Below are 24,481 nucleotides of genomic sequence, written 5' to 3' on the forward strand. Positions count from 1 at the left end.
GCTATCGCCGCGCTCCGTTCCGGCGAAGGAGGAATCGCGAAGCCCTTGACGTTTTGTTGTTATTTCAAGATGGCGGCCAGGCGGATCGTCAATTCGGGCTGATCCGGATCATCGGTGGTCAGGGACAGCACCTCGCTGTACCGGCCGGCCTTCAGGGCCGCGGGCAGCACCACGGACAGGTCCTGCGAGGCGGCCTTCTGGCCCAGCCCCTCCACCCGCACGCCCGCGAGAGAGCAGCGGCTCCCGGTGACGCGGAAGGCGCGGCCTTCCCCCTGCTTGAGGACGAGCTTCTGCCGCAGCTCGCGGCCGGGGGCATCCTGGAACACCAGCTCGGCGGGGGTGGCCTGGACCGCGGGCTTCAGCTCCCACTGGATGTTCAGGGCCAGCTGGTTCATGCGGGGGTTCGTGAAGTGCACCGTGGCCTGCTCGACGCCGCGGAACCGGCCGGCGGGCACCTTCCGGCCGTCGAAGGCCACTTCCATGACCACGTCCTTGCCCTCCTGCCGGAAGGCGAAGGCGAGGAAGGGGGCGCCGGGGGCCTTCACGTCCACGATCTGGACCGGCTCGCCGTTGCCGCTGGCGTAACGGACACTGCTGCGCGTGGTGGCGGCCTTGGGGACGTGGTGGAAGTAGACGGATTCCACGGAGGGCATGATCTCCTGCACCACCTCCGCCTCGAGGGTCAGGCTGGTGGCCGGGGTCTTCGGGTCGTTGCAGACCACCTCGATGGACTTGCGCACGCCCCCCTTGAGGCCCCGGGGGTCGAAGGTGGCCTCGAGGTCCGTGCTCTCCCCGGGGGCGATGGACCACTTGCCGATCACCGTGGCCGTGCAGCCGCAGCTGGGCCGCACCTGGGTGATGCTGAGGACGGCGTTGCCCGTGTTGGTGACGCGGTACTTGGCGGCCACCTTCCGGTCCGGCGTGATGCGGCCGAAGTCGTAGTGGGTCTTGTCGAAGCTGATGACGGGGGCCTGGGCCATGAGGGTGGCGGCGGCGCAGGCGAAGAGGAGGCGGCGGAGCATGCGGGACCTCGGGGAAGACCTGTGATTCTAGCCGGAGATGAGGCTCCGCAGCTCCGCCCACACCTGGTCGGGCCCGATCTCCGCCAGGCAGGGGTGCCCCGGCGTGAAGCAGTCCCGCTTGAAGCAGGGGGCGCAGGGGATGCCCTCCTTGCGCAAGCCGCGGCTCCTGGGGCCCCAGGGGGTGGACCCGCCCGGGTCCGTGGCGCCATAGAGGGCCAGCGCCGGCGCGCCGGTGGCGGCGGCCAGGTGGCTGAGGCCCGAGTCGTTGCCCAGGACCGCCGCCGCCCCGCGCATCCAGGCCGCAGCCTCCTTGAGGGTTGTCTTCCCGCAGAGGTCGATACCCTCGGTCCCCGCCACCACGGCGCAGGTGGGGGCCTCGTCCGGGGAGCCCAGCACGGCCACGGCGAAGCCCTCGGACCGGGCCTTCAGCAGCAGGGCCCGGTAGTGCGCCACGGGCCAGGCCTTGGAGGGCCAGGTGGAGCCGGGCATGAGGCAGAGGTAGCGCTCCGACGGCTTGTCGATGGCCACCTGCGGATCGAAGTCCGCGTAGGGCATGGGGGGCAGGTCCGGCCAGCGCCGCTTCAGCACCGCGTGGTAGCGGAGCAGGAAGGGGCCCTCGGCCTCCCAGAAGGGGCCGCTGTGGGTGTTGAAGAGGCCGGCCAGGCTCTCGTCCACGCCGATGCGCTCGGGCACCCGGGCCAGCCAGGCGGCCAGCGCGGGCCGCAGGGACTTGGGGAAGTGGATGCTGCGCGCGGCCCGGTGCTGCCGCAGGATGCGCGCCAGCTCGAAGGGGCCGGGCTTGCCTTCGTCCGGCAGGGCCGCGTCGCAGAACCACGTGTCCGCCACCAGGCCCACGGTGGTCTTCGGACCCCAGACGACGAGGGGGCCCGCGTCGATCTCCCGCAGCAGGCGCAGCACGGGCAGCTGCATGGCGGCGTCCCCCACGAACCGCGGGAAGCGCACCCAGGTGGCATGGTCGGGGATCACAGCCATGGCGCCACCGCCTCGCGGAACCTCGCCGAGGCGTCGTAGTCCCGGGTGAGGGCCGTGCCGAAGGCGTGGGCCTTGGCCCGTTGGGCCTCCCAGGCCGCGGGGTCCGCCAGCAGGGGGGCGATCCGGGCGGCGGCCTGGCGCAGCAGGCCCTCGTCGATGGGGCGCCGGTCGTCGGGCTTCTGGATGAGGAAGCCGCCCTCCCCGTCCTTCAGCACGGACCCGATGCCCCCCACCGTGGGCGCCAGCACGGGCACGCCGCGCTCCAGGGCCTCGATGAGGGCGAGGGGGAAGAAGCCCTCGTTGCGGCTGGTCATGACATAGAGGTCGAGGGCGGCGAAGGCGGGGCCCAGGTCGGGCAGGGGGCCGAGACGGCGGGTGCGCTCCTTCAGGGGGGAGGCCTCCAGGGCCGCCTGGAGGGTGGCGGCGGTGGCCGGTTCCTCCCGGCCCGCGAACAGCAGGGCGGCGCCGGGCAGGCTCTCGGCGAAGCGCAGCACGGAGACGGGATCCTTGCGGCCGTCGATCTGGCCCACGTAGCCCACGACGAGCCCTGCCTCGGGCAGGCCAAGGGCGAGGCGGGCCGCCCGGCGCTCCCCGGCGTCCACGGGCCGGGCCTCGGGGCGCGGGTACAGGGGGTGGATGATGCTGCAGGGAGCCTGGCTGAGGTGCTCCCGCACGGCGGCGGTGAAGTCGTAGGTGCAGAGCCAGCGGTCCACGAGGTCGCGCACGCCGCGGTACTTCCGCAGGTGGCGCTCGTAGTGCTCGTGGAGGGTGAGCACCGTGGGGATCCGCACGCCGAAGCGCGCCAGCCAGGGCAGGGCCCGCTGCACGCCCTTGTGGTTGCAGAGGACCAGCAGATCGGGCCGCGTCTGGCGCAGCCAGCGGAAGGCGCCCACGGCCCCTGGGAGGTGCAGCACCTCGGCCACGTTCGGGTTGCGCTCGTGCAGCTCGGGCTCGATGTCGCGCTTGCCGGGTTCCTTCCGGAAGAGCACGGAAACCTTCACCGGCAGGCCCGCCAGTGCGGCCACCTGCTCCAGGAGCACCCGCTCGCCCCCCCCGAAGGACAGCTTCCGGTGCGCGAACACGACGTGCTTCACGGGACTCCAGCTAGGGGTCTGTTTTCAAAATGGATGCGAGCCGCGACGGGTCCAGCCGCGTGATCCAGGAAGGCGGCGGCCGCAGGGCGATGCGGGACATCGTTCAAGGCCACCAACGCACCTGGGCGCGCGGCTGGGCCCGTCCCGAAGGGCAGGGGGCAGCGCCCGGCGCGATACTGCGTCAAGCTCCTCGCCAATAGTGCCGCTATTGCCATCGTCGCTTTCCTTGTCTCGCTTGGGCGGTGCCCCCTGCGCGGCCACACCCCATTTTGAAATCAGACCCCTAAGGTTCAAGATAGGATAACTGACCTAACGCGTCACTTCTCCAGGTTGCCATGTCCCTCGCCACGACCCAACGGATCCTGCTGGTGGAGGATGAACCCGGCCTCCGGGAGGTGCTGACGTTGGCCCTGGAGGGGGCCGGCTTCCGGTGCGAGGCCGCCGCGGGCATCGAGGAGGGCCAGCGGGCCCTCCGGGAGACCACGTTCGACGGGGTGCTCTCGGATCTGAAGCTGAAGGACGGCTCCGGCATCGAGCTGCTCACCTGGATGAAGGAGCAGGGCCTGGAGACGCCGGTGGTGATCATGACCGCCTACGCCACCACGGAGACCACGGTGCAGGCCCTGAACCAGGGTGCCGTGGACTTCATCACCAAGCCCTTCAAGCACGACGAGCTCATCGGTACGCTGAAGGGCCTGCTGGCCGCCACGGAGCCGGCGGCGCCGCCGCCCCAGGACCTGGGCGAGCTGGTGGGCGTGGGGCCCATCATGCGGAAGATCAATGCCCTCATCGGCAAGGTCTCCCGCGCCGACACCACCGTGCTGCTCACGGGGGAGAGCGGCACGGGCAAGGAGGTGGTGGCCCGGCTCATCCACCGCTACTCGGACCGGACCAAGGGCCCCTTCGTGGCCGTGAACTGCGGGGCGCTGCCGGAGGCCCTGCTGGAGAGCGAGCTGTTCGGCTTCGAGAAGGGCGCCTTCACGGGCGCCGGGGCCATGAAGCGCGGGCTCTTCGAGGAGGCCGGCGGCGGCATCCTGTTCCTGGATGAGATCGGCGAGATGCCCCTGTCCCTCCAGGTGAAGCTGCTGCGGGTGCTCCAGGAGCGCCGGCTGCGCCGCCTGGGCGCCACGGAGGAGCGGGCCGTGGACGTGCGCGTCATCGCCGCCACCAACCGGGACCTGCGGGCCCGGACCGAAGCCGGGGCCTTCCGGGAGGATCTCTTCTACCGGCTGAACATCCTCCAGATCGAGCTGCCGCCGCTGCGGGAGCGGCCCGAGGATCTGCCGGTGCTGGCCGAGCACTTCCTGCGGCGCTCCTGCCAGAAGCTGGGCAAGGCGCCCATGCAGCTCCACGCGGACACCATGGCCCAGCTGCTGGCCTACCGGTTCCCGGGCAACGTGCGGGAGCTGGAGAACCTCATGGAGCGCTGCGTGGCGCTCAACGCCGGCGGCCCCATCACCAAGGACCTGCTGCCGGAGGGCTTCGGCCAGGCTCCGGCCGGGGAGGGGGCCGGCCGTTCCGCCCCCCTGACCATCCCGCCCGACGGGTTCGACCTGGAGGCCTGGATCACGGCCCTGAAGGGCCACTTCCTCAAGCGGGCCCTGGAGGAAGTGGGGGGCGTCAAGACCAAGGCCGGCAAGCGGCTGGGCATGAGCTTCCGGGCCTACCGGTACTGGCTGGCGGAGCTGGGGGGCCTGGAGGCCCTGCCCCAGGACTTCCCGTGGCCCTCCGACTTCCCGGCCCCCGCCGTGGACGAAGGCGGCGGAACCGACACGCCCAAGGACGCATGATGCTGATGAAACCTTGCATTTTCAGCCATTCCTGGCACACTGGAACGCTCGGATGCAACCCAGACGAGCCCTCTCACCGGACCCTCCCATGACCCTGCCCATCGCCCGCCGCCGAGACCGCGGCTTCTCCCTGCTGGAGCTGCTGGTGGCGATGATGATCATCGCCGTCCTGGGCACCCTGGGCTTCTCGCAGTACAAGAAGCACTCCGCCGCGGCCCGCTACCTCAAGGCCCAGGACGACCTCAAGATCGTGGCCGAGGGGCTGGACCAGTACTACCTGAAGCACGGCCGCTTCCCGGATTTCGGCAGCTACGACGCCATGATCGACGGCAACTCCACGCTGGTGAAGGAAAGCCTCATCAAGGTGGGGATGAGTGCCGTGGATCCCTTCGGCCAGCCCTACGAGGGCAAGTCCAGCCGCGCCACCTACGACCTGAAGTGCGCCGGCGACCCGGGCAATCAGGAGGAAGCCGGGCCCATCACCCGCACCCCCGGCCAGGTCTCCGGTTCCTCTCCGGTCAGCTCGCCAGGCTCCACGGCGGCCCCCAAGGCCGATGCCCCGGGCGCCGATGCCGGAGCCAAGAAGTGATCGATCTCCACAAGCTGCCCCTGGAGGGCCTCCGGCTGAACGGCACCACCGAGCAGGTGGCGCTGGAGGGCGGCGTCTCCCTGCGGGACCTGGCCTGGTCCGTGTTCGCGCTGGCCTCCGACGGGGATGTGTTCCTGGAGGTGAAGGGCCAGGCGGTGTGGCAGGGCGCCTGCAGCCGCTGCCTCGCGCCCCTGGACCGGCCCATCTCGGTGGAGAGCCAGTTCCTGGGCAGCAAGGATCCGGACCTGGTGGGCCGCGGTTCCCACACCCTGGGGACCCAGGATCTCGATGTGGTCTTCCTGCCCGAGGACACCCTGGACGAGACGGAGCTGGTGCGGGAGCAGTTCGAGCTCCAGGCCCCCATGCACCCCCTCTGTGTCGAGGACTGCAAGGGCCTCTGTCCCACCTGCGGCAAGAACTGGAACAAGGGCCCCTGCCAGTGCCCGACCGAATCCGTGCAGGCCCCCTCCGCCCTCAACCGGGCCCTGACCAAGGCCCTCGCGGGAATCAAGCTGGACCCGGAATCCTGAAACCTTTAACCTGAAACTTTGCGTTTTACCTCTAGGAGCAAGCCATGCCGAATCCCAAGCGCCGCCATTCCAAGGCCCGCCGCGACCGCCGGCGCACCCACGACGCGCTGGAGGTCATGAGCGCCAGCACCTGCCCCAACTGCCAGACCCCCAAGCTGCCCCACCGCGTGTGCCCCAGCTGCGGCTTCTATCGCGGCAAGCTGGCCGTCCGCGTCGCTGCGACCGCCTAAGGCGGTGGACAGCCATCGCATCGCACTGGACGTCATGGGGGGCGACCACGCCCCCCATGCGACGCTGCTGGGTGCCCGGGAGGCCCTCCAGGCCTGGCCGGGGCTCTTCCTCTTCCTCGTCGGGGATGAGGCGGTGCTGCGTCCGCAGCTGGCCCGCCACGGCTTCACGCCGGAGCTGATGGCCCGCGCGGAGCTGGTCCATGCCTCCCAGACCGTCGTCATGGAGGACAAGGCCACCAGCATCCTCAAGGAGAAGAAGGACAGCTCCATCCGCGTGGCCGCCCAGCTCGTGCGCGAGGGGCGGGCCCACGGCGTGGTGTCCATGGGCCACACCGGCGCCGCCATGGTGGCCTCCAGCCTCGTCATCGGCAAGCTTGACGGCGTGGACCGGCCGGCCCTGGCCAGCGTCCTGCCCAACATGAAGGGCGGGCCCACCGTGCTCCTCGATGTGGGCGCCAACGTGGACAGCCGCGCCGAGCACATCGCCCAGTTCGCGGTGATGGGTTCAGTGTATGCCGAGGAGGTGCTCGGCCTCGAGCATCCGCGCGTGGGCATCCTCAGCGTGGGCGAAGAGGACGGCAAGGGCACGGACGTCACCAAGGACGCCTCGGCCATGCTCCGCGAGATGGAGATCCGCTTCGAGGGCAATGCCGAAGGCCGGGACATCTGGAACGGCAACTTCGACGTCATCGCCTGCGACGGCTTCGTGGGCAACGTGGTGCTGAAGTCCAGCGAGGCGCTGGCCGAGGGCATCATCGGCGGCCTGCGGGACAGCTTCATGGAGTCGCCCATCACCAAGCTGGCCGGCCTCCTCGCGAAGCCCGCCATGAAGCGGTTCAAGAAAAAGCTCGACTACGCCGAGTACGGCGGCGCGCCGCTGCTGGGCGTGAAGGGTGTGAGCATCATCGGCCACGGCCGCAGCGACCACAAGGCCGTGCGCAACGCCATCCGCGCCGCCCTGCGGGCCGTGGAGCACCGCCTCCACGAGCGCATCCAGGAGCGCGTGGCCCTGCTGCTGCCCCAGGACTGAGGCGGGTCGGTCTGACCTGGGAAAGATGAAAAACCCTCGCGGAGTAAAGACGAGATGGCAGAGGGCGCAGAGGATCTCCATTGCCTTCTGTCTCAGCAGCCTCCGCTATCTCTGCGACCCTCTGCGTGTGTAGTGGTTTGAGGCAGATACTGGCCGTTTGGAGGTTCTGATGAGCAAGGTGGCTTGGCTGTTTCCGGGGCAGGGGTCGCAGGCGGTGGGCATGGGCGTGGCCCTGGCGGCGGCCGAGCCCGCGGCGCGGGCGGTGCTCCAGGATGCGGACGCGGCCCTGGGCTTCCCGCTCTCGCAGCTCATGGCCGAGGGGCCGGAGGACACGCTGAAGCTCACGGAGCACACCCAGCCGGCCATCCTCACCCACAGCACCATGGTGGTGCGGGCCTGGGGCCACCGGCTGCCGAAGCCCGACTTCGCCGCCGGCCACTCCCTGGGCGAGTACAGCGCCCTGGTGGCGCTGGGCGCCCTGGGCTTCCAGGATGCCGTCCGCACCGTGCGCGAGCGCGGCCGGGCCATGCAGGAGGCCGTGCCCGTGGGCGTGGGGGCCATGGCGGCCATCCTGGGCATGAGCCAGGCGGATGTGGAGGCCAGCTGCGCCGAGGCCGCTGCCGTCACCGGCAAGATCGTGGTTCCAGCCAACTTCAACGGCCCCGGCCAGATCGTCATCGCCGGCCACGCCGAGGCCGTGGACGCAGCCCTGGAGGCCGCCAAGGCCCGGGGCGGGCGCAAGGCCATGAATCTGCCCGTGAGCGCCCCCTTCCACTCGCCGCTCATGGAGCCCGCCCAGGCCCGCATGGCGCCCATCCTGCAGGGGCTCGCCTTCAAGGCGCCCGTCTGCCCGCTGGTCAACAACGTGGACGCAGCCGCGGTCTCAGCCCCAGAGGCGCTGCGGGACGGCCTGGTGCGCCAGATCCCCGGGGCCGTGCGCTGGCAGGCCACCCTGGACCTGCTGCTGGACCAGGGCGTCACCGCCTTCTTCGAGCTGGGGCCGGGCAAGGTCCTGGCCGGCCTGGTGAAGCGGCAGGCCAAGGAGCGGGGCCTGGAGGTATCGGCCCTGAGTCTCGGCGCGCCCGAAGACCTCGCCCAGCTAGGCTGACACTGCAATGGCAGGGCCTTCCAGCCGGGAAGGTGTGATGAAAAGCAATGCCCCCCGGGGGTAGGGTGGTGAGGACGACACTGCGTCTTCCAGTGTGCGGCGCCGAGCGGCGGAACGCGGCTCGGAGGCCGCCTACATCACCCTCAGTCCGAGGTGCCCATGCGCAAGGATCTTGTCTTCGGAATGGCCGGTTCAGGAGGCGATGGCATCGTCTCCGCCGGCGACTCCCTCCTCCAGGCTGCCTCGGCCGAGGGTTATCACGGCGTGATGACCAAGAGCTTCGGCTCCCAGATCCGCGGCGGTGAGTCCTCCTGCCGCGTGCGCATCAGCACGGATCCGGTCCTGAATCCCGGCGGCAACCTCGACGTGGCCGTGGCCCTGAACTGGGAGGACTTCCTCAAGTTCGGCGCCGAGCTCCCCGTGGCCGGCACCACCGTGGTGATCTACGAGGCCGCCACCGGCGTGGCCGAGAACCAGATCCCCCTGGTGGGCGTGACGCCGCTCCAGGTGATCGCCGTGCCCATCGCCGCCATGGCCAAGGAGACCGCCGGCACCGAGCGCGCCAAGAACACCGTGGTGCTGGGCCTCATCGCCGGCTGGTTCGGCATCGGCGGCGAAGCCGTGATGAAGGGCATCTCGAAGAAGCTGGCCAAGAAGAGCCAGGAGCTCGTCGAAGCCAACCAGAAGGCCTTCGACTCGGGCGTGGCCTTCGCGAAGTCGCATCCCCTCAAGGCCGACATGACCATCGTGCCCTCCGCGAGCAAGGGCGCCGTGAAGCTGCTCACCGACGGCAACGACATGTGCGCCGCCGCGGCCATTTTCGCCGGCTGCCAGTTCTTCGGCGGCTACCCGATCACGCCGTCCACCGAGATCATGCAGTTCTTCACCAACCACGTCTGGAAGTACGGCGGCGCCGTGCTCCAGGCCGAGGACGAGATCGCGGGCATCGGCGCGGCCGTGGGCGCCTCCTTCGCGGGCAAGAAGGCCATGACCGCCACCAGCGGCCCCGGCCTCTCCCTGAAGTCCGAGATGATGGGCCTCGCCAGCATCGCCGAGCTGCCCCTGGTGATCGTGGATGTGCAGCGCGGCGGCCCCTCCACGGGCCTGCCCACCAAGACCGAGCAGTCCGACCTCTTCGCGGCGGCCTTCTCCGCCCACGGCGACGTGATCCGCCCGGTGCTGGCCCCGACCTCCGTGGCCGACATCTTCCGCACCACCGTCGAGGCCTTCAACATCGCCGAGTACTACCAGACGCCGGTGATCATCCTCTCCGACCAGGAGATCGCCTCCCGCAAGGAGACGCTGGATCCCATCGACACCAGCCAGTTCAAGATCATCGACCGCCTGAAGCCCACCGGTTCCGACCTCCAGGACTACAAGCGCTTCAAGCAGACCGAGAACCACATCAGCCCCATCAGCCACCCGGGCATGCTCGGCGGCACCTACCTGGCCTCCGGCATCGAGCATGTGGAATCCGGCGCGCCCACGAACAGCGGCTCCGTGCATGCGCGCATGAACGACAAGCGCATCAAGAAGCTGGACCCCCTGAAGGACCGCAAGGACCTCTTCGAGATCACCGGCAATCCCGATGCGCCGCTGGCGCTGGTGGCCTGGGGCAGCGTGGCCGGCGTGTGCCGCGAGGCGCTGCAGATGGCCCGGGAGCAGGGGCTGGACGTCAAGCTCATGGTGCCCTACCTGCTCTACCCCGTGGCCGAGCAGACCTACCGCGACTTCTTCGTGTCGGTCCAGAAGGGGCTCGTCGTCGAGCAGTCCCACCTGGCCCAGACGTTCAAGGTGCTGCGCATGCACCTCGACCTGCCCAAGGGCCTGCAGTCCCTGGCCCGCAGCGGCGCGAACCCCTTCCTGCCCGGCGAGATCGTCGCGGCCCTCCACCAACTCCTCGCGGAACTGCAGCGCAGCCACGAGGGCAAGCTCCAGCCCCAGGAGTGAGGTCCACCATGAGCGCCACCTGCGAATTCCAAGCGAAAGACTTCAAGAGCGACCTGAAGCCCATCTGGTGCCCCGGCTGCGGTGACTACTCCGTGGTGCAGGGCATCTACCGGGCCCTGGCCGCCATCGGCCGCGCCCCCCACGAGGTCGCCTTCATCTCGGGCATCGGCTGCTCCAGCCGCATCCCCGGCTACACCACGGCCTACGGCTTCAACACCGTCCACGGCCGGGCCCTGCCCATCGCCCAGGGCATCAAGCTGGCCAACCCCGACCTGCTGGTGCTGGCCGCCGGTGGCGACGGCGACGGCTTCTCCATCGGCGGCGGCCACATCGCCCACCTGATCCGCCGCAACATCGACATCACCTACATCGTGATGGACAACCAGATCTACGGCCTCACCAAGGGCCAGCTCTCGCCCACCTCCCAGAAGGGCCGCACCACCTGCACCTCGCCCTACGGGAGCCTCGAGAACCCCGTCAACCCGCTCCTCTACGTGCTGGCCTACGGCGCGGGCTTCGTGGCCCAGGCCTCGCCCACGGACCTGGCGGGCATGGCCGCCACCCTCGAGGAGGCCATCCGCTACCCCGGATTCGCCTTCGTGAACGTCCAGTCCCCCTGCGTCACCTACGGCGAGGAGGCCCAGCAGATCAAGGGCCTCAAGGCCATCAGCGAGAGCCTCGCGGCCATCGGCCACGATCCGGCGGACCGCCTGGCGGCCATGGACCTGGCCCAGCACTACGGATCCAAGATGCACCTCGGCGTGTTCTACAAGAACCCCGAGCCGCCGCCGACCTACGACGCCCTGATCCGCGAGCGCCAGGCCCAGCTGTCCCAGGGCGCCCCTCCCAAGGAGCGCATCCTGGATCTCTTCATCAAGAAGTGAGGGAGCCGACCATGGCGACGCGGATCGATTTTGCCAGCCTGAGCCTCATGGATGCCCTCGATCTGGCCGTCCTGATCGAGGAGGAGGCCAAGGAGCGCTACGAGGACTTCGCGGCGCAGATGGAGCAGCACCGCACGCCGGAGGCGGCGACCTTCTTCCGCCTCATGGCCGTCAACGAGGCCAAGCACGGCCAGGAGCTGGCCGATCGCCGGAGCCAGCTGTTCGGCGCCGCGGCCCGCACGGTCACCCGGGCCATGATCTTCGACGTGGAGGCGCCGGACTTCGACGCGGCCCGCGCCTTCATGAGTCCGCGCCAGGCCATGAAGGCGGCCCTGGCCTCCGAGGTCAAGGCCCACGCCTTCTTCGTGGCGGCCCTCCCCGCCCTGAAGGATGCGAAGGTCCGCGCCCTCTTCGAGGAGCTGCGCGACGAGGAGGTCGAGCACCAGACCCTCGTCAAGGCCGAGCTGGCCAAGCTCCCCCCGGACAGCGGCCTGTCGGACGACGACTTCGTGGACGAGCCCGCGGCCCAGTAGGATCGTTCGCTCGAACCGCCAAAAGCTTTCACCACCAAGACACCAAGGCACCAAGTTTCTTTTTGCCTCGCGTATCACCGCAGGTGATAAGCGAGAGGAACTGCTTTTTCTTTTCTTGGTGTCTTGGTGGTGCTCTTTTATCCCTTGCGTTCGGCAGGGCCGTGCCAGAGATCCGCCAGCACCACAGCCACCAGGGCCAGGAAGGTCAAAGCCAGCAAGATCAGTCCTGTCCAGGCCGCCCAGGCATGGCCCGGATGCCCCTGCCGCAGCCACCACTGGCCCGCATCGAACAGCACGGCCACGGCGCAGCCGCCCACGAGGATGGTCCGGCCCTTCCAGCCGGTCCGCCGCAGGTAGCCGACGACCGCCACCAGGAAGACCAGCGGGAACACGGCCAGGTGCAGGCCCCGGGTCCCGATCGTGGCGAAGAGGCTGTCCGAGGCCTCCTCCAGGGCCAGGGGCCGCAGGTCTTCGTAGCTGGTGATCCGGGGGAACTGGCCGCCGGGGGCGTGGCAGCTGGCGCAGTTGTTGGCGACGACGGCCTCCACGGGGGCGAAGCCCTCGCGGGTGGCGCCGCCCTGCACCCAGGTCCGGAAGATCGCGGCCTCCGCGGGACTGGTGTTGGGGGCCATCACGCCTTCGAGGACGGCCATGAGGCGGGGCCGGGCGGCGGGGGCCTGGACCGTCCCGGCGCGCTCCTGGCGGGCCGTGTGGACCAGGCCGCTTCCCAGGAAGGCCGCCAGGGCCAGGATCACGAAGGTGGCGAAGGCGCGCTCGGAGGGGGGCAGGGTCCGCAGGCTCATGGGGTCCATGGTACCCGCCCGCGCCGGTCAGTCGACGTGGACCGGCCCCGTGGCCAGGCTCCGCCGCATGAGGAAGAGCATGGGGAAGAGGCAGAAGCAGAGGATGCCCATGAACCAGAAGGTGTCAGAGAAGGCCATCATGCTCGACTGCTTCACCACGGTGCCGTAGGCGGCGCCCTGGGCCAGGTGGGCGGCGTCCGTGGGCGACAGGCCGCCGCGCAGAACGCCCAGCTGGGTGGTCCGGTCCAGGAAGCCCTGATAGGCAGGATTGCCCGGCGACAGGTGGCCGATGAGGTTGGCCTGATGGAACTGGGACCGGCGGGCCAGCATGGTGGTGGCGAGGGCGATACCCGTGCTGCCGCCGATGTTGCGCACCAGGTTCATGAGGCCCGTGGCGTAGGCGGTCTTGTCGGGTGGGATGTGCTGGAAGGCCGACACGTTGATGGGGATGAAGAGGAAGGCGAAGCCGAGGCTCTGGACCACGCGCGACCACATGGCCGTGCGGAAGTCCACCTGCAGGTTGAAGCCCGACATCTGGATGAGGCCCAGGCCGCAGGTGAAGAAGCCGAAGCCGATCAGCCAGCGGGTATCCACCTTCTTCAGGAGCATGGCCACGATGGGCATCATGCACATCACCGCCAGGCCGCCGGGGCTCAGCACCCAGCCGCTCAACAGGGCCGTGTAGCCCAGCAGGGTCTGGAGGAAGATGGGTAGCAGCGCCAGGCTGCCGTAGAGCACGAAGCCCAGCACGAAGAGCATGAGGATGGACACGGCGAAGGTGCGGTCCTTCATCAGGCGGAAGTCCACGATGGGCCGGTCCTTGCGCAGCTCGTAGAGCACGGCGAAGACCAGCGCTGCCACCGCCACGATGGCGAAGAAGACGATGAAGCCCGAGGAGAACCAGTCCTTGCGCTGCCCCTCGTCCAGCACGATCTCCAGCGAGGCCAGGCCCAGGGTGAGGATGCCGATGCCGAAGTAGTCGAACCTCGCGCCCTCCTTGAGGGAGATGCGGTGGAAGGTCGGGGGGTCCTGCACCAGGGCGCTGGTGAGCGTGAAGGACAGGAAGCCCACGGGGATGTTGATGAGGAAGATCCAGTGCCAGCTGAAGTTGTCCGTGATCCAGCCGCCCAGCACGGGGCCGATGATGGGCGCCAGCACCACGCCCATGCCGTAGACGGCCATGGCCGCGCCGCGCTTCTCGTGGGGGAAGGTCTCCACGAGGATCGCCTGGGAGATGGGCTGCAGGCCGCCGCCGCCCAGCCCCTGGAGCACGCGGAAGAAGATGAGCCAGCCCAGCGATGGCGCGATGCCGCAGAGCAGCGAGGCCACCGTGAAGACACTCACGCAGGTGAGGTAGAACCGCTTGCGGCCCATGTGGCTGGAGAAGTAGCCGCCCAGGGGCAGCACCACGGCATTGGCCACCAGGTACGAGGTGAGCACCCAGGTGGTCTCCTCCACGGTGGCCGACAGATCCCCCGCGATGTGCGGCAGCGCCACGTTCGCCACGCTGGTGTCCAGGACCTCCATGAAGGTCGCGATCATCACCGTGAGAGCGATGATCCAGGGGTTGATGGTGCGGTGGGAGCTCATAGAGAAAAACTCACGCAGAGGGACGCAGAGGGAAAGGAGAATGCGGAGAGAAATGGATCAGGAGCGAGATCTTCTTCTCCGCGGATCTCTGCTGCCTCCGCGGCCCTCTGCGTGAGTATTTTCCTTTTGAAAGCATGGCTCGAACAGATGCGGTGCGGATCACGGCCTGCTCCTCACGATCCGCTCGATCCCCCCATCCTTCAGCGGCCAAGCCCAGAAATTGAGCAGGAGCCCGACGGCCTTCCCGGAGAATCGAAGGTAGCTGTGGACTTGGGCGCGGTGGATATCCAGGAGGCGCTCCACTGTCTTAAGCTCCACGATGACGACGTCATCCACGATGAGGTCTAGTCGATAAGCACACGGAACATGCAGGTCGCCGTAGTGGATATCGAGGGGAACCTGGGTGGTGATGGTGTGTCCGGATTGCTGGAGTTCATGGATCAGGCATGCTTCATAGGCCGATTCGAACAGTCCCGGCCCCAGGGACCGCTGGACCTTGATGGCCGCGCCGATAATGGACTCGGTGATGCCCCCATGGGGGAAATCTCCGCGTGCCTCTGCTTCCTCTGTGACCCTCTGCGAGAGTGGTTTCATTTGAGGATCACCGTGGCCTCGACGTTCATGCCGGGGCGGAGGGTGACTTTCCGGGCTTCGGCCTCGTCGATGTGGATCTTCACGGGGATGCGCTGGACGACCTTCACGAAGTTGCCCACGGCGTTCTCGGGGGGCAGCAGGCTCATGCGCGAGCCGGTGGAGCCCGCGATGGAATCCACGTGGCCCTTGAGCACCATGCCGTTCATGTCGATCTTGACCTCGGCCTCCTGGCCGGGCTTCATCTTCGCGAGCTGGGTCTCCTTGAAGTTGGCGGTGACCCAGGTCTGGTGCAGGGGGATCAGCGTCATCAGGCCCTGGCCCGGCTGGATGGTCTGCCCGGCCTCGACGAACTTGCGGGTCACGACGCCGTCGACGGGGGCGAGGATCTTCGTGTACCCGAGCTGGAGCTCCAGGCCCTCCTGGCTGGCGCGGGCCTGCTCCACCTGGGCCTGGGCCGAGGCCAGGCGGGCCTCGGCGGCGCCCACGGCCACCTTGCGGATATCCGCCTCGCGCTGGAGGGAGCCCATGCGCTGCTGGGCGGCGCGCCAGTCGCCGTCGGCCACCTCGGCCTGGGTGCGGATGCCGTCGAACTGCTGCGCGGAGATCTCCTCCCGCTCCGCCAGGGGCTTCATGCGCTGGACATCGGACTTCGCCTTGTCGAGGCTGGCCTTCTTGGAATCCAGGTTGGCCTTGGCGGTCTCCAGGTCCGAGCCGCGGGCCTGCTGGAAGGCCACCCGGGCCCGCTCCAGATCGGCCCGGGCGCCCTCGACCTGGGCCTTGGCCTGGGCCAGGGCGGCCCGGGCCTGGTCGAGCCGGGCCTGGATGTCACGCGGGTCCACGGCCACCAGGGGATCTCCGGCCTTCACGGCCTGGTTGTCCTCCACCAGCACCCTGTCCACGGTGCCGTAGACGCGGCAGGAGACGGGCACCAGGTGGCCGTCCACCTGCGCGTCGTCCGTGCTCACGCGGTTGCGGGAGTAGAACCACAGCCCGCCGCCGACGAGGAGGGCGATGGGCGTGCCGATGAGGAGGGCCCTCATGGCCTTGGAGATGCCGGCGGCAGCGGCGCCGCTGGGGGTGTCCTGGACGGTGGGCGCATCTTGATTCATGGAACTCTCCATCAGCGGGCGAAGGTCTGTTCGAGCTGGCCGGTGGCGCGGGCCAGGTCCACGCGGGACTGGTTCAGGCGGTAGAGGGCGCTGATCTGGTTGTCGGTGGCGCGGGCCAGCTCATCCTGGGCGTTGATCACTTCGATGTTGTTGCTCACGCCGGCCTCGAACCGATGCCTCGCCTGGGTGAGCGCCTCGGTGGACAGGCTGACGGCGAGGTTGGCGACCTCCACCTCGTGGGCGGCGGCGTCCAGCTCGGCCTGGGCCACCTGGACCTCGTAGCCCACCTGGGCGCGGACATCCCGGCGGGCCTCCTGGACGCGGCTCTGCTCGGACTTGGCGCGGGAGATGTGCGAGGACACCAGGCCGCCGGTGAAGAGGGGCACGCGGAGCCCCAGGGACACCTGGTACGTGGTCGCCCAGGGCTGGGACTGGAGGCCCGTGGAGCCGTAGGCCCCGGTGGCCACCAGGGTGGGCAGGCGCAGGCCCTGGGCGGCCTGGCGCAGGTTCTCGGCGGCCTTCTCCCGCGCCTCGAGCGCCGCAAGTTCGGGGCGCTGGGCGAGGCCCGCCTCGTAGGCCTGGTCGAAGCCGGCCGTGGGGAGCGCGGGTGCGGTGAGGGTATCCGCCAGCTCGATGCGGGTGCCGGGCTTCAGGTCCAGCAGGCGGCCCAGGCCGGCCAGGGCCGTGAGGCGCTGGGTCTGGGCCTGGATGAGGCGCTGGCGCTCGGTCTGCAGCTGCAGCTGCGAGCGCAGCGTGTCGAGCCTGGTGCCCACGCCCTGCTTCTGCTGGTTCTCCGCCAGCTTGGCCAGGGCTTCGGCCAGCTCCACACGGGACTCGCCGGCCGTCACCGAGGCGCCGGCGCGGAGGGCGCGCAGGTACTGGCCCACCACCAGGGCGGCGATCTCCTCGCGCACGGCGCGGCCCTGGGCGCGGGTGGCATCTTCGGCATGGCGTGAGGCCCGCCACTTCTTCCACAGGCTCAGGTCGAAGAGCGAGACCTGGGCTTCCACGCCCACCTGACCCCAGTTGAAGGGGCCCACGACCTGGGGGCCGCCGGGGGTGGGGACTCCGATGAAGGCATCCAGGTTGTTCTTGGCCCGCTGGCCGTAGGCCTGGGCACCCACCTGCGGCATGAGGGCCGCGGCGGCGGCCCGGCGGTCGTCGCCGCTCTCGGCGATGGCCAGCAGCGACTGCTGCACCCGGGGGTTCTGGTCGAGGGCGGTCCGCAGGGCCTGGGCGAGGGTGAGCTGCACGGTCGGGTACGGGCTGACCGACGGGGCAGGAAGGGCAGGAGGAGGAACCTGGGCCCAGGCGGCGCCGGTCCCCAGCAGGACGGACAGGACGCGGGAGCTGGTGCGGGACATGGGAGCCTCCATCCGTTCGGGGATTGATCTTGGGCCGCTCATGCGGACGGCTCGCTGTTGGCCCGGATCCGGTTCAGGAAGCCCTTGAGCTGCTCCAGCTCCTCCCGCGTGAAGCCCTTCAGGTGGGCGTTCAGCACCTTGATGGCGACCGGGGGCAGATGGGGCAGCAGCTCCTGGCCCGCGTCCGTGAGCTCCAGGTGGGTGACCCGGCGATCCTTGCTGCTGGGGACGCGCCGGATCAGGCCCTTCTCCTCCAGGCGGTCGAGCATGCGGGTCATGGAGCCGGTGTCGCAGTGGCCGAAGCGGCAGAGCTCGGCGGCCGTGGAGGCGCAGCCCCGGGCGATGCGCATGAGGATCACCCACTGGGCCCCGGTGATGCCCATGCCCTGGCTGGCCATCTCGTCATCGAACCCGGCCAGGATCCGCCGGGAGGCATCGGCGATGAGGCGCCCGAGGCTCTCCTCGGGGCTGTAGTTCTCGGGGGTGTACAGCGGCTCGGCCGCCTTTGGATCAGTCTTCATGGGAAGGGCCCCAATTTGATGCCTAAGCATTCACTGCCAGAGCAGCAATATTGAAGAGCTTTCCGCCCCCTGTCAACGGGGGGCTGCGAACTTCCCCTCCTCCCGGCCCATTGAAAGAAGGGGCCGGCCCTTCGTCTACCATGGACGGGGATCCCCGCGACCCCGGAGGCCTCATGAACCCTGCCTGGCTATGTCTACCCATCACGGGCCTGGCGGCGTTCGCCCAGGTGGTCCCCGCGCCGGCACCAGCCCGGCCCCAGTCCGAACCAGGGCCCGGGCGCGAGCTGGCCTTCCCGGGCTTCAACGCCTTTCCGCTGAAGGGCAGCGTGAAGGCGGGCGGCGCCCATTCCTACTTCGCGGTGATGGTGGCCGGCTCCGGCCCCACGGACCGGGACTGGTCCAATCCCCTGATCCCGACGCCGAGTCACGGCGGGCGCGACTTCGCGGCCTGGCTGCAGGGCCAGGGCATCGGCTCCCTGCGCTACGACAAGCGGTTCATCGGGTCGAAGGATCCCAAGCTGGACATCTCCCTGGACGCCCAGGTGGGCGACATCCGGGCGGCAATGCAGGCGGCGCGGTCCCTGCCCGAAGCCCGGGGGAAGAAGCTGCTCCTGGTGGGCCATAGCGAGGGCGCGCTGCTGTCCTTGTTGGCCGCCGGGGAGGCGGATGCGGCCCTGCTGCTGGCCATGCCGGGCCTCAGCATGGGCCGCGTGATCCTGGCCCAGGTGAAGGCCCAGCTGGATGCGGCCGGGGCCCCCGGCGAGGTGGCCACGGCCAACCTCGGCTACCTGGAGGCGGCCGAGGCCTCGATCCGCCAGGACAAGCCCCTGCCCGAGGCCGGCACCCAGGTGGCCCCTGGCGTGCTGCGGCTGGCGCGGGCGCTGGCCCAGGCCGAGAGCCGGGGCTTTGTCCGGGATACGCTCGACCTGGACCCCTGGGCCTTGGCCCAGCGCCTGCCGGTGCCCTGCGCCGTGGTCTGGGGCGACCGGGATGTGCAGACCTGGAAGCCGGATGCCGTGCCCCCGGGGTTCAAGGGCACGGTCATCCAGGTGCCCGAGGCAAACCACCTCCTGAAGCGGGAGACTCGCCCCCGGGCTTCGCTCGATGGCCGATCCGCCGCCACCGCCTATGGGGACGGCACGCCCCTGGCCGATCTGACCCCGCTCGCCCAGTGGCTGAAGGCGCTGAAATAGCGCGGACCGGACGCCTTGCTAGACTGGACCCTCGCATCTCTGGAGGTTCCATGTTCCGCCTCGACGGCAAGATCGCCCTCGTCACCGGCGCCAGCCAGGGCATCGGCGAAGCCATCGCGAAGCGCCTCGCCGCCCAGGGGGCCACGGTGGTCTGCGCGGCGCGGACGCTGAGCAAGCTCCAGGCGGTGGCGGATGCCATCACCTCCGCCGGCGGCAAGGCCGACGTGCTCGCGGCCGACCTGTCGGACGGGGCCTCCGTGCGGGCCGCGGTCGCCACGACGGTGGAGCGCCATGGCGCCATCCACATCCTGGTGAACAACGCCGGCATCACCCGCGACAAGCTGCTCATCCAGATGAAGGAGGAGGACTGGGACGCGGTGATCGACACCAACCTCAAGGGCGCCTGGACGGCCATCCAGGCGGCCACCAAGCCCATGATGAAGCAGCGCTGGGGCCGCATCATCAACATCGCCTCCGTGGTGGGCCAGATGGGCAACGCGGGCCAGGCGAACTACGTGGCCGCCAAGGCGGGCCTCATCGGCCTCACCAAGTCCGTGGCGCGGGAGCTGGCCAGCCGCAACGTCACCGCCAATGCCGTGACGCCTGGCTACATCGAGACCGCCATGACCGCGGGCCTCTCCGACGAGGTGAAGGCGGAGTTCACCAAGCAGATCCCCCTGGGCCGCATGGGCACCGGCGATGACATCGCCGCCGCCGTGGCGTTCCTGGCCAGCGACGAGGCCGGCTACATCACGGGCCAGGTGCTGAGCGTCAACGGCGGGATGCTGATGGCCTGAGGCCCCCATGCTCCAGCGCGCGAAGGACCTGATCCGCCGCGGCTGGGCCGCCTTCCGCTTCCGGCGCCACTGGCCGTGGGTGCTGGTGGTCCTCGGCCTGCCGCTGGCCCTCAAGCCCGTGGATTCGGGCTGCGCGGCCTTCCTGGCCTGGGTGGGCGGCCTGGTGCTTGTCGGCCGGGCCCTGCGCTGGATCTGGGACCGGCTGCTGTTCCGGGTGTCGCGGCGCCTCTGGGTGATCCTCGCCCTCATGTCCGTGCTCCCCGTGGTGGCCCTGGGCCTGATGCTCCTGGCGCTGAGCTGGCTGGGGCTCGGCGCACAGGTGAGCCGCTCCACCCAGCAGACGCTGGCGGCCTGGGAGGAGGCCCTGAAGACGGCCAATGGGGAGGCCTCCGATGCCGCCGCCCTGCAGACCCTCCGCACCTACGGCGGCGCCTGGGTGGACCATGCGCGCGCGCTTCCCGAGGGCGTGGGCGAGACCTTCGTGGGCATGGTCTGGGCCGACAGCCACGACGCGGAGGCGGCGGCCAGCCGCAAGGACACCTACCTCCGGGCCGTGCGGAAGGAGGCCGGCGGCTACCGGATCCTGTCGCTCAACCTCGGCGTGCTGGGCGACCGCGCCCAGGCGCTGGCCGGGGGCCAGGTGGTGTTCCAGCTCACCCCGCGGAAGGCAGGCCGCGAGGGCGGGGACACGCTGCAGATCAAGGCCGGCGACCGGCGCACGGACAAGGAGGCGCCCATCCTCGTGGGCCAGCGGGAGGCTCTCGCGAGCTGGACCAAGGGCCAGCCGCTCCAGGGGGCGGGCCTGTTCGCGCCCTTCAACCTGCCGCCCCTGGCCTTCCCCATCCTCGACTGGTCCACGGGCCGGCCCATGGTGCTGACCGCCACGCCCGAGACCAACCTCTACGCCCTGTTCGCGGGCTTCCGCTCCGGCGAGCGCCAGGCGCTGGCCGCGGGCACGGTGAAGGCCATCGTCGTGGTCGCGCTGACGCTGATGGGCCTGTTCCTGGCCCAGGCGGTGGCGGCGGTCCTGGGGCTGGTCCTGGCCTGGTCCCTGGGCCGGGCGGTGAACGGCCTGCACGACGGCGTGAAGCGCCTCAGCCTCGGCGACTTCTCCGCCCGGATCTGGCCAAGGGGCCGGGACCAGGTGGCCCAGCTCTCCGCAGCCTTCAACGACATGGCCGCCCGCCTCCAGACCGCGGCCTCCGAGCGCGAGGAGCGCCTGCGCATGGAGGAGGAGCTCCGCGTGGCCCGGGAGGTCCAGATGCGGCTGCTGCCGGATCTGGAGGCCCTGCGGCTGCCGTCGGTGCGGGCCACCATCCTGCCGGCCCGCGAAGTGGCCGGCGACTACTACGACCTGTTCCCCCTGGCGGACGGGAGCCTGGCCTTCCTCATCCTGGACGTGAGCGGGAAGGGGACCAGCGCCGCCTTCTACGCTGCGGAGACGAAAGGCGTGCTGTCGGCCCTGGACAAGCAGGCCCTCAGCCCGGCGGAGGTGGCGGACCGGCTCAACGCGATCTGGTGCCAGGGCCATGACCGCCGCCTCTTCCTCACCCTGGCCTACGGCACCTTCCACCCGCGGACGGGCCGCTACCAGTTCGTGCGGGCAGGGCATCCCTCGGCCTTCCTGCGCCGCGCGGAGGGCGGCGTGGCGCGCCTCCACCCGCGCGGCCTGGGCGTGGGCCTCAGCGCCACCCGGTTCAAGGACACGCTGGAGCCCAGCGAAGGCATCCTGGAACCCGGTGACAGCCTGATCTTCTACACGGACGGGCTGTCCGAGGCCCAGGCGCCGGATGACACCTTCTATGGCGAAGACCGCCTGGAGGCGCTGCTCGCCGGCTCCTTCGAAGATATGCAGGCCGCCATCCTGGCCGATGTGGTGGCCTTCACCCAGGGCCGCCCGCTGGCGGACGACCTCACCCTGCTCATCCTGAAACGCTAGCGCCGAATCCCTAGCGCCGAATCCCTAGCGCTGGGCGTCCCGGAGCTCCCGCATGATCTCGGGGGCCTGGATGCGGGCTCCGCCGAGGGCCTTCGCGAAGAGCAGCTTCGCCTCGTCCAGCCGGCCTTCGCTGCGGGCCAGCCAGGCCTGGGCGCGGAGGATGTAGGGCGTCTCCTCGGTGGAGAGCGCGCGGCTGCGGTCGAGCAGGGCGCGGGCCATGCCGCGCCGGCCCTCCCGGGCCATGCACTCGGCCTCGGCCGCCACGCAGTGGGTCTCCATGAGCGTGTCCCGGAGCTCCTGGTGGAGGGCCAGGGACTGCCGGTAGAACATGCGGGCCGCCTCGTAGCGGCCGGCATCGCGGTTGATCTCCCCCAGGTTGTAGAGGGCGGTGGCCTCCATCGGCCGGAGCTGGGTCTTCCGGGCCTGCTCGAGGCACTGGCGCTCCAGGCCCTCGGCCCGGTCCAGGTCGCCCCGCGCCTGGGCCACGCTGGCCAGGCCCATGAGGGAGTAGACCAGGCCGTTGCTGTCGCCGATGGCTTCGCGCAGGGCCTGGGCCTTGCGGAAGAAGGTCTCGGCCCGGTCCAGGCCGCCCTCCTGGGCCAGGGCCAGATCCCCCAGGTTGTTGGTGATGAAGGACTCGCCCCAGCGGTCGCCGTAGGCCTGCACGGTCTGGAGGGCGCTCTGGTAGCGGGCCTCCGCTTCCTTGAGGTGGCCGCGCTCCTTCTCGATCACCGCCAGGTTGTTGAGGGACCGGGTGGCGTTGAGCTTGTCGCCCAGGCGCTGGTACATGGCCAGGGCCTGCTGGTACTCGGCTTCCGCCTCGGCGGGCTTGTGCTGGCGCTGGAAGTTCACGCCGAGGGTGGCGTGGATGCCGGCTTCGAAGGCGGTCTCGCCCAGGGACTTGGCCAGGTCCAGGGCCTCGCGGCCGAGGCGGTCCGAGGCCTCCCATTGGCCGCGGTCCCCGTGCCGCACGGACAGGTAGTGGAGGGCCTTCATCTCGCTCACCCGGTCCCCCTGGGCGCGGGCGGACCAGCGGGCCCACTGGAACACGGGCTCGGGAGGGACGTCGGCGAGACGGCTGAGGCAGCGGGCATAGCCGAGGACCGCCGGGGCGAACTCCGGAGCCTTCAGTGCCGCCGCCTGGAAGGCCGGGGCGGCCTCCTTGAAGTCGCCCCGGTCCATGAGGTCGGCGCCGCGGATGTAGGCCTCCAGGGCCTCCGGAGCCACGGGCAGCATGGCCTTGGGCTGGGAGGCCAGGGGATCCACGGCCTTGATGAGCTCCGCGGCCACCTTGCGGGCCAGGGGCAGGGACACCGCCGCGCGGTCGCTGGCCTCGCGGGCCTCGCCGACGTGGCGGACCTTGCCGGAAGCGTCCTGGAGCTCGTAGGCCAGCACCACGGAGCTGCCCGCACCCCGGGACAGCGTGCCCCGCAGCACCAGCTGGGCGCCCATGGCGGACACGAGGCGGGCCTGGTCATCCTGCGGGATCGGGCCCCGGGGCGGCAGGCGCAGGGCCGCCCGGCCGCGGGCCAGGCTGTCGGCATCCACGGGCGCGAGCTTGGCCTGGGCGCCCAGGGAGGTCTCCAGCATCTGCGGCAGCATCAGCTGCGCCAGGGAATCCAGGTGGGCGTCGCCGGTGGCGTTGGTGAAGGGCAGCACCGCCAGCCGCGCCGGCCGCTCGCGGGTCAGGTCCGCGATGATCCCCCGCGAGGTGAACCAGTTCGCGCCCGCGGCCAGGGCCAGGGCGGCCAGGGCGGAGGCGCCGGCCCAGCGCAGGGCGCTGCGGGGGCGGAGCAGATGGTCGAGGCGCCGGCCCACCTGGGCCGCGGTGGGCCGCTTGAAGGGATGGGCCTCCAGCATGGACAGCAGGAGCTCCGCGGCCCCCGAGGGCAGACCCCGGACCTTGAGGTCCCGGTGGCTGCCCTGCACGATGGCCACCATCCGCGCCCGTCCTTCACCGGGGAAGGGATGCTCGCCCGCGAGCAGCTCCCAGCCCAGGATGCCCAGGGAGAACACGTCGCTGGAGGAGCCTGCCGCCTGGCCTTGGATCTGCTCCGGGGACGCGTAGCTCGGGCTGCCCATGAAGGTCCCCGCCTGCGTGATGCGCTCCCAGGCCTGGTTGCCCGAGGCCTCCGGGCCGGTCTTTCCCCGCCCCTCCTCCTCCATGGCCTTGAGGGTCTCCAGGGTCGGCACCCCTGAGGGCGTGCTGCGGGTGTCGCCCGGGCCCGTGGGCTCCACCAGGCGCGCCAGCCCGAAGTCGAGGACCTTCACCTGCAGCTTCCGGGTCCCCGGTGCCTGGGCCACCATGATGTTGCCGGGCTTCAGATCGCGGTGGATCAGCCCCTTCGCGTGGGCGGCTTCCAGCGCATGCGCCACGGCGCTGACCACCTGGAGCTTCTCGCGCACGGTGAGCTCGGGCCCCGCCTGGTCCAGGGTGCGTCCCTCGATGAGCTCCATGGCGATGTAGGTGCCGCTGGGGCTCTCCATCCAGTCGTGCACCTGGCACACGTTCGGATGGTTGAGCTGGGCCAGGGCCAGGGCCTCCCGGCGGAACCGCTCCGGCGCCGTGGCTTCGCGATCCGCGCCCGCCCGCAGGACCTTGAGGGCCACGCTGCGTTCCAGGGTGGGATCCCAGGCCTGGTACACCTCGCCCATGCCGCCCGTGCCCAGCAGGGCCTCCACCCGGAAGCGCCCCACCTGCGTGCCGGCTTCCAGAATCCGCCTCCGGTGGGAGGGCACGGACTCGGCATCGGTTTCATTGGACATTTGGGCACCGGCGATTTTTTTTACCTTATCACACGGTGGGATTCCCGATGGC

The 24,481-nt window shown here is 70.2% G+C and carries 22 protein-coding genes; 12 read left to right on the plus strand and 10 right to left on the minus strand.

The window, feature by feature from the left end; translation table 11 throughout:
* Positions 1 to 59 precede the first annotated feature (59 nt).
* Genes QSJ30_RS02465 through QSJ30_RS02475 form a run of 3 tightly spaced genes read right to left on the minus strand, consistent with a single transcriptional unit; the run spans position 60 to position 3,109 of the window.
* On the minus strand, positions 60 to 1,022 hold the full coding sequence (locus QSJ30_RS02465; RefSeq protein ID WP_285606198.1) for a DUF1573 domain-containing protein: 963 nt from the start codon (positions 1,020 to 1,022) through the stop codon (positions 60 to 62).
* 27 nt (positions 1,023 to 1,049) lie between these two features.
* Positions 1,050 to 2,015, minus strand: a complete 966-nt coding sequence (locus QSJ30_RS02470; protein ID WP_285606199.1) for a glycosyltransferase family 9 protein — start codon at positions 2,013 to 2,015, stop codon at positions 1,050 to 1,052.
* Positions 2,006 to 3,109, minus strand: a complete 1,104-nt coding sequence (locus QSJ30_RS02475) for a glycosyltransferase family 4 protein (RefSeq protein WP_285606200.1) — start codon at positions 3,107 to 3,109, stop codon at positions 2,006 to 2,008. Before QSJ30_RS02475 ends, QSJ30_RS02470 begins: the two co-directional genes overlap by 10 nt.
* Before the next feature lie 335 nt (positions 3,110 to 3,444).
* Here QSJ30_RS02475 and QSJ30_RS02480 point away from each other — a divergent pair, with 335 nt between their 5' ends.
* The 9 genes from QSJ30_RS02480 to QSJ30_RS02520 all read left to right on the plus strand — a co-directional run bounded on the left by QSJ30_RS02480 (position 3,445) and on the right by QSJ30_RS02520 (position 11,753).
* On the plus strand, positions 3,445 to 4,899 hold the full coding sequence (locus QSJ30_RS02480) for a sigma-54-dependent transcriptional regulator (RefSeq protein ID WP_285606201.1): 1,455 nt from the start codon (positions 3,445 to 3,447) through the stop codon (positions 4,897 to 4,899).
* Between the two features lie 88 nt (positions 4,900 to 4,987).
* On the plus strand, positions 4,988 to 5,488 hold the full coding sequence (locus QSJ30_RS02485; protein ID WP_285606202.1) for a type II secretion system protein: 501 nt from the start codon (positions 4,988 to 4,990) through the stop codon (positions 5,486 to 5,488).
* Positions 5,485 to 6,018, plus strand: a complete 534-nt coding sequence (locus QSJ30_RS02490) for a YceD family protein (protein WP_285606203.1) — start codon at positions 5,485 to 5,487, stop codon at positions 6,016 to 6,018. The genes QSJ30_RS02485 and QSJ30_RS02490 overlap by 4 nt, the downstream gene beginning before the upstream one ends.
* A gap of 44 nt (positions 6,019 to 6,062) precedes the next feature.
* The gene (rpmF, locus tag QSJ30_RS02495) at positions 6,063 to 6,248 is read left to right on the plus strand and encodes a 50S ribosomal protein L32 (RefSeq protein WP_257304982.1); all 186 of its coding nucleotides are present in this window, start codon (positions 6,063 to 6,065) and stop codon (positions 6,246 to 6,248) included.
* A 4-nt stretch (positions 6,249 to 6,252) separates the two neighbouring features.
* Entirely contained in the window at positions 6,253 to 7,278 is a 1,026-nt protein-coding gene (plsX, locus tag QSJ30_RS02500) for a phosphate acyltransferase PlsX (RefSeq protein ID WP_285606204.1), read from the plus strand.
* Between the two features lie 169 nt (positions 7,279 to 7,447).
* Positions 7,448 to 8,386: an ACP S-malonyltransferase gene (gene fabD / locus QSJ30_RS02505; protein WP_285606205.1), complete on the plus strand. Its 939-nt coding sequence runs from the start codon at positions 7,448 to 7,450 to the stop codon at positions 8,384 to 8,386.
* Positions 8,387 to 8,545: 159 nt separating this feature from the next.
* On the plus strand, positions 8,546 to 10,336 hold the full coding sequence (locus QSJ30_RS02510) for a 2-oxoacid:acceptor oxidoreductase subunit alpha (RefSeq protein ID WP_285606206.1): 1,791 nt from the start codon (positions 8,546 to 8,548) through the stop codon (positions 10,334 to 10,336).
* An 8-nt stretch (positions 10,337 to 10,344) separates the two neighbouring features.
* Positions 10,345 to 11,220 carry a 2-oxoacid:ferredoxin oxidoreductase subunit beta gene (locus QSJ30_RS02515; RefSeq protein WP_285606207.1) on the plus strand — a complete coding sequence of 292 codons (876 nt, stop codon included), beginning with the start codon at positions 10,345 to 10,347 and terminating at the stop codon, positions 11,218 to 11,220.
* Positions 11,221 to 11,231: 11 nt separating this feature from the next.
* Entirely contained in the window at positions 11,232 to 11,753 is a 522-nt protein-coding gene (locus QSJ30_RS02520; RefSeq protein WP_285606208.1) for a ferritin-like domain-containing protein, read from the plus strand.
* 137 nt (positions 11,754 to 11,890) lie between these two features.
* On the opposite strand, the gene QSJ30_RS02525 is transcribed toward QSJ30_RS02520, so the two are convergent.
* The 6 genes from QSJ30_RS02525 to QSJ30_RS02550 form a co-directional block, all read right to left on the minus strand.
* A complete protein-coding gene (locus QSJ30_RS02525; protein WP_285606209.1) occupies positions 11,891 to 12,556 on the minus strand; it encodes a hypothetical protein in 666 nt (221 codons plus the stop codon).
* A gap of 27 nt (positions 12,557 to 12,583) precedes the next feature.
* Entirely contained in the window at positions 12,584 to 14,146 is a 1,563-nt protein-coding gene (locus tag QSJ30_RS02530) for a DHA2 family efflux MFS transporter permease subunit (RefSeq protein ID WP_285606210.1), read from the minus strand.
* Between the two features lie 159 nt (positions 14,147 to 14,305).
* Complete coding sequence (locus QSJ30_RS02535; RefSeq protein ID WP_285606211.1) at positions 14,306 to 14,740, minus strand: GxxExxY protein; 435 nt, start codon at positions 14,738 to 14,740, stop codon at positions 14,306 to 14,308.
* Positions 14,737 to 15,849 carry an HlyD family secretion protein gene (locus QSJ30_RS02540; protein WP_285606212.1) on the minus strand — a complete coding sequence of 371 codons (1,113 nt, stop codon included), beginning with the start codon at positions 15,847 to 15,849 and terminating at the stop codon, positions 14,737 to 14,739. Before QSJ30_RS02540 ends, QSJ30_RS02535 begins: the two co-directional genes overlap by 4 nt.
* A gap of 11 nt (positions 15,850 to 15,860) precedes the next feature.
* Positions 15,861 to 17,213: a TolC family protein gene (locus tag QSJ30_RS02545; RefSeq protein ID WP_285606213.1), complete on the minus strand. Its 1,353-nt coding sequence runs from the start codon at positions 17,211 to 17,213 to the stop codon at positions 15,861 to 15,863.
* Positions 17,214 to 17,251: 38 nt separating this feature from the next.
* Entirely contained in the window at positions 17,252 to 17,734 is a 483-nt protein-coding gene (locus QSJ30_RS02550; RefSeq protein WP_285606214.1) for a MarR family winged helix-turn-helix transcriptional regulator, read from the minus strand.
* A gap of 173 nt (positions 17,735 to 17,907) precedes the next feature.
* Here QSJ30_RS02550 and QSJ30_RS02555 point away from each other — a divergent pair, with 173 nt between their 5' ends.
* From QSJ30_RS02555 to QSJ30_RS02565, 3 genes are read left to right on the plus strand one after another with little or no spacing between them, the layout of a single operon-like run.
* Positions 17,908 to 18,927: an alpha/beta hydrolase gene (locus tag QSJ30_RS02555; RefSeq protein WP_285606215.1), complete on the plus strand. Its 1,020-nt coding sequence runs from the start codon at positions 17,908 to 17,910 to the stop codon at positions 18,925 to 18,927.
* A 50-nt stretch (positions 18,928 to 18,977) separates the two neighbouring features.
* Entirely contained in the window at positions 18,978 to 19,724 is a 747-nt protein-coding gene (gene fabG / locus QSJ30_RS02560; RefSeq protein ID WP_285606216.1) for a 3-oxoacyl-[acyl-carrier-protein] reductase, read from the plus strand.
* 7 nt (positions 19,725 to 19,731) lie between these two features.
* Entirely contained in the window at positions 19,732 to 21,663 is a 1,932-nt protein-coding gene (locus QSJ30_RS02565; RefSeq protein WP_285606217.1) for a PP2C family protein-serine/threonine phosphatase, read from the plus strand.
* Positions 21,664 to 21,687: 24 nt separating this feature from the next.
* Here QSJ30_RS02565 and QSJ30_RS02570 read toward each other — a convergent pair whose 3' ends face one another.
* Positions 21,688 to 24,429 (minus strand): protein kinase domain-containing protein, encoded by a 2,742-nt coding sequence (locus QSJ30_RS02570; protein WP_285606218.1) that lies wholly within the window; start codon positions 24,427 to 24,429, stop codon positions 21,688 to 21,690.
* Positions 24,430 to 24,481: the final 52 nt, after the last annotated feature.

Origin of the sequence: Geothrix edaphica, assembly GCF_030268045.1 — a bacterium.
Lineage (GTDB): Bacteria > Acidobacteriota > Holophagae > Holophagales > Holophagaceae > Geothrix > Geothrix edaphica.

Excerpts from the sequence above, each read along its gene's own strand:
- QSJ30_RS02465 (WP_285606198.1), bottom strand. The coding sequence starts at position 1,022 with ATGCTCCGCCGCCTCCTCTTCGCCTGCGCCGCCGCCACCCTCATGGCC.
- QSJ30_RS02470 (WP_285606199.1), bottom strand. The coding sequence starts at position 2,015 with ATGGCTGTGATCCCCGACCATGCCACCTGGGTGCGCTTCCCGCGGTTC.
- QSJ30_RS02535 (WP_285606211.1), bottom strand. The coding sequence starts at position 14,740 with ATGAAACCACTCTCGCAGAGGGTCACAGAGGAAGCAGAGGCACGCGGA.
- QSJ30_RS02555 (WP_285606215.1), top strand. The coding sequence starts at position 17,908 with ATGAACCCTGCCTGGCTATGTCTACCCATCACGGGCCTGGCGGCGTTC.
- QSJ30_RS02525 (WP_285606209.1), bottom strand. The coding sequence starts at position 12,556 with ATGAGCCTGCGGACCCTGCCCCCCTCCGAGCGCGCCTTCGCCACCTTC.
- QSJ30_RS02510 (WP_285606206.1), top strand. The coding sequence starts at position 8,546 with ATGCGCAAGGATCTTGTCTTCGGAATGGCCGGTTCAGGAGGCGATGGC.
- QSJ30_RS02565 (WP_285606217.1), top strand. The coding sequence starts at position 19,732 with ATGCTCCAGCGCGCGAAGGACCTGATCCGCCGCGGCTGGGCCGCCTTC.
- QSJ30_RS02480 (WP_285606201.1), top strand. The coding sequence starts at position 3,445 with ATGTCCCTCGCCACGACCCAACGGATCCTGCTGGTGGAGGATGAACCC.
- QSJ30_RS02545 (WP_285606213.1), bottom strand. The coding sequence starts at position 17,213 with ATGTCCCGCACCAGCTCCCGCGTCCTGTCCGTCCTGCTGGGGACCGGC.
- fabD (WP_285606205.1), top strand. The coding sequence starts at position 7,448 with ATGAGCAAGGTGGCTTGGCTGTTTCCGGGGCAGGGGTCGCAGGCGGTG.
- QSJ30_RS02530 (WP_285606210.1), bottom strand. The coding sequence starts at position 14,146 with ATGAGCTCCCACCGCACCATCAACCCCTGGATCATCGCTCTCACGGTG.
- rpmF (WP_257304982.1), top strand. The coding sequence starts at position 6,063 with ATGCCGAATCCCAAGCGCCGCCATTCCAAGGCCCGCCGCGACCGCCGG.
- QSJ30_RS02520 (WP_285606208.1), top strand. The coding sequence starts at position 11,232 with ATGGCGACGCGGATCGATTTTGCCAGCCTGAGCCTCATGGATGCCCTC.
- QSJ30_RS02515 (WP_285606207.1), top strand. The coding sequence starts at position 10,345 with ATGAGCGCCACCTGCGAATTCCAAGCGAAAGACTTCAAGAGCGACCTG.
- fabG (WP_285606216.1), top strand. The coding sequence starts at position 18,978 with ATGTTCCGCCTCGACGGCAAGATCGCCCTCGTCACCGGCGCCAGCCAG.
- QSJ30_RS02550 (WP_285606214.1), bottom strand. The coding sequence starts at position 17,734 with ATGAAGACTGATCCAAAGGCGGCCGAGCCGCTGTACACCCCCGAGAAC.
- QSJ30_RS02540 (WP_285606212.1), bottom strand. The coding sequence starts at position 15,849 with ATGAATCAAGATGCGCCCACCGTCCAGGACACCCCCAGCGGCGCCGCT.
- QSJ30_RS02570 (WP_285606218.1), bottom strand. The coding sequence starts at position 24,429 with ATGTCCAATGAAACCGATGCCGAGTCCGTGCCCTCCCACCGGAGGCGG.
- QSJ30_RS02485 (WP_285606202.1), top strand. The coding sequence starts at position 4,988 with ATGACCCTGCCCATCGCCCGCCGCCGAGACCGCGGCTTCTCCCTGCTG.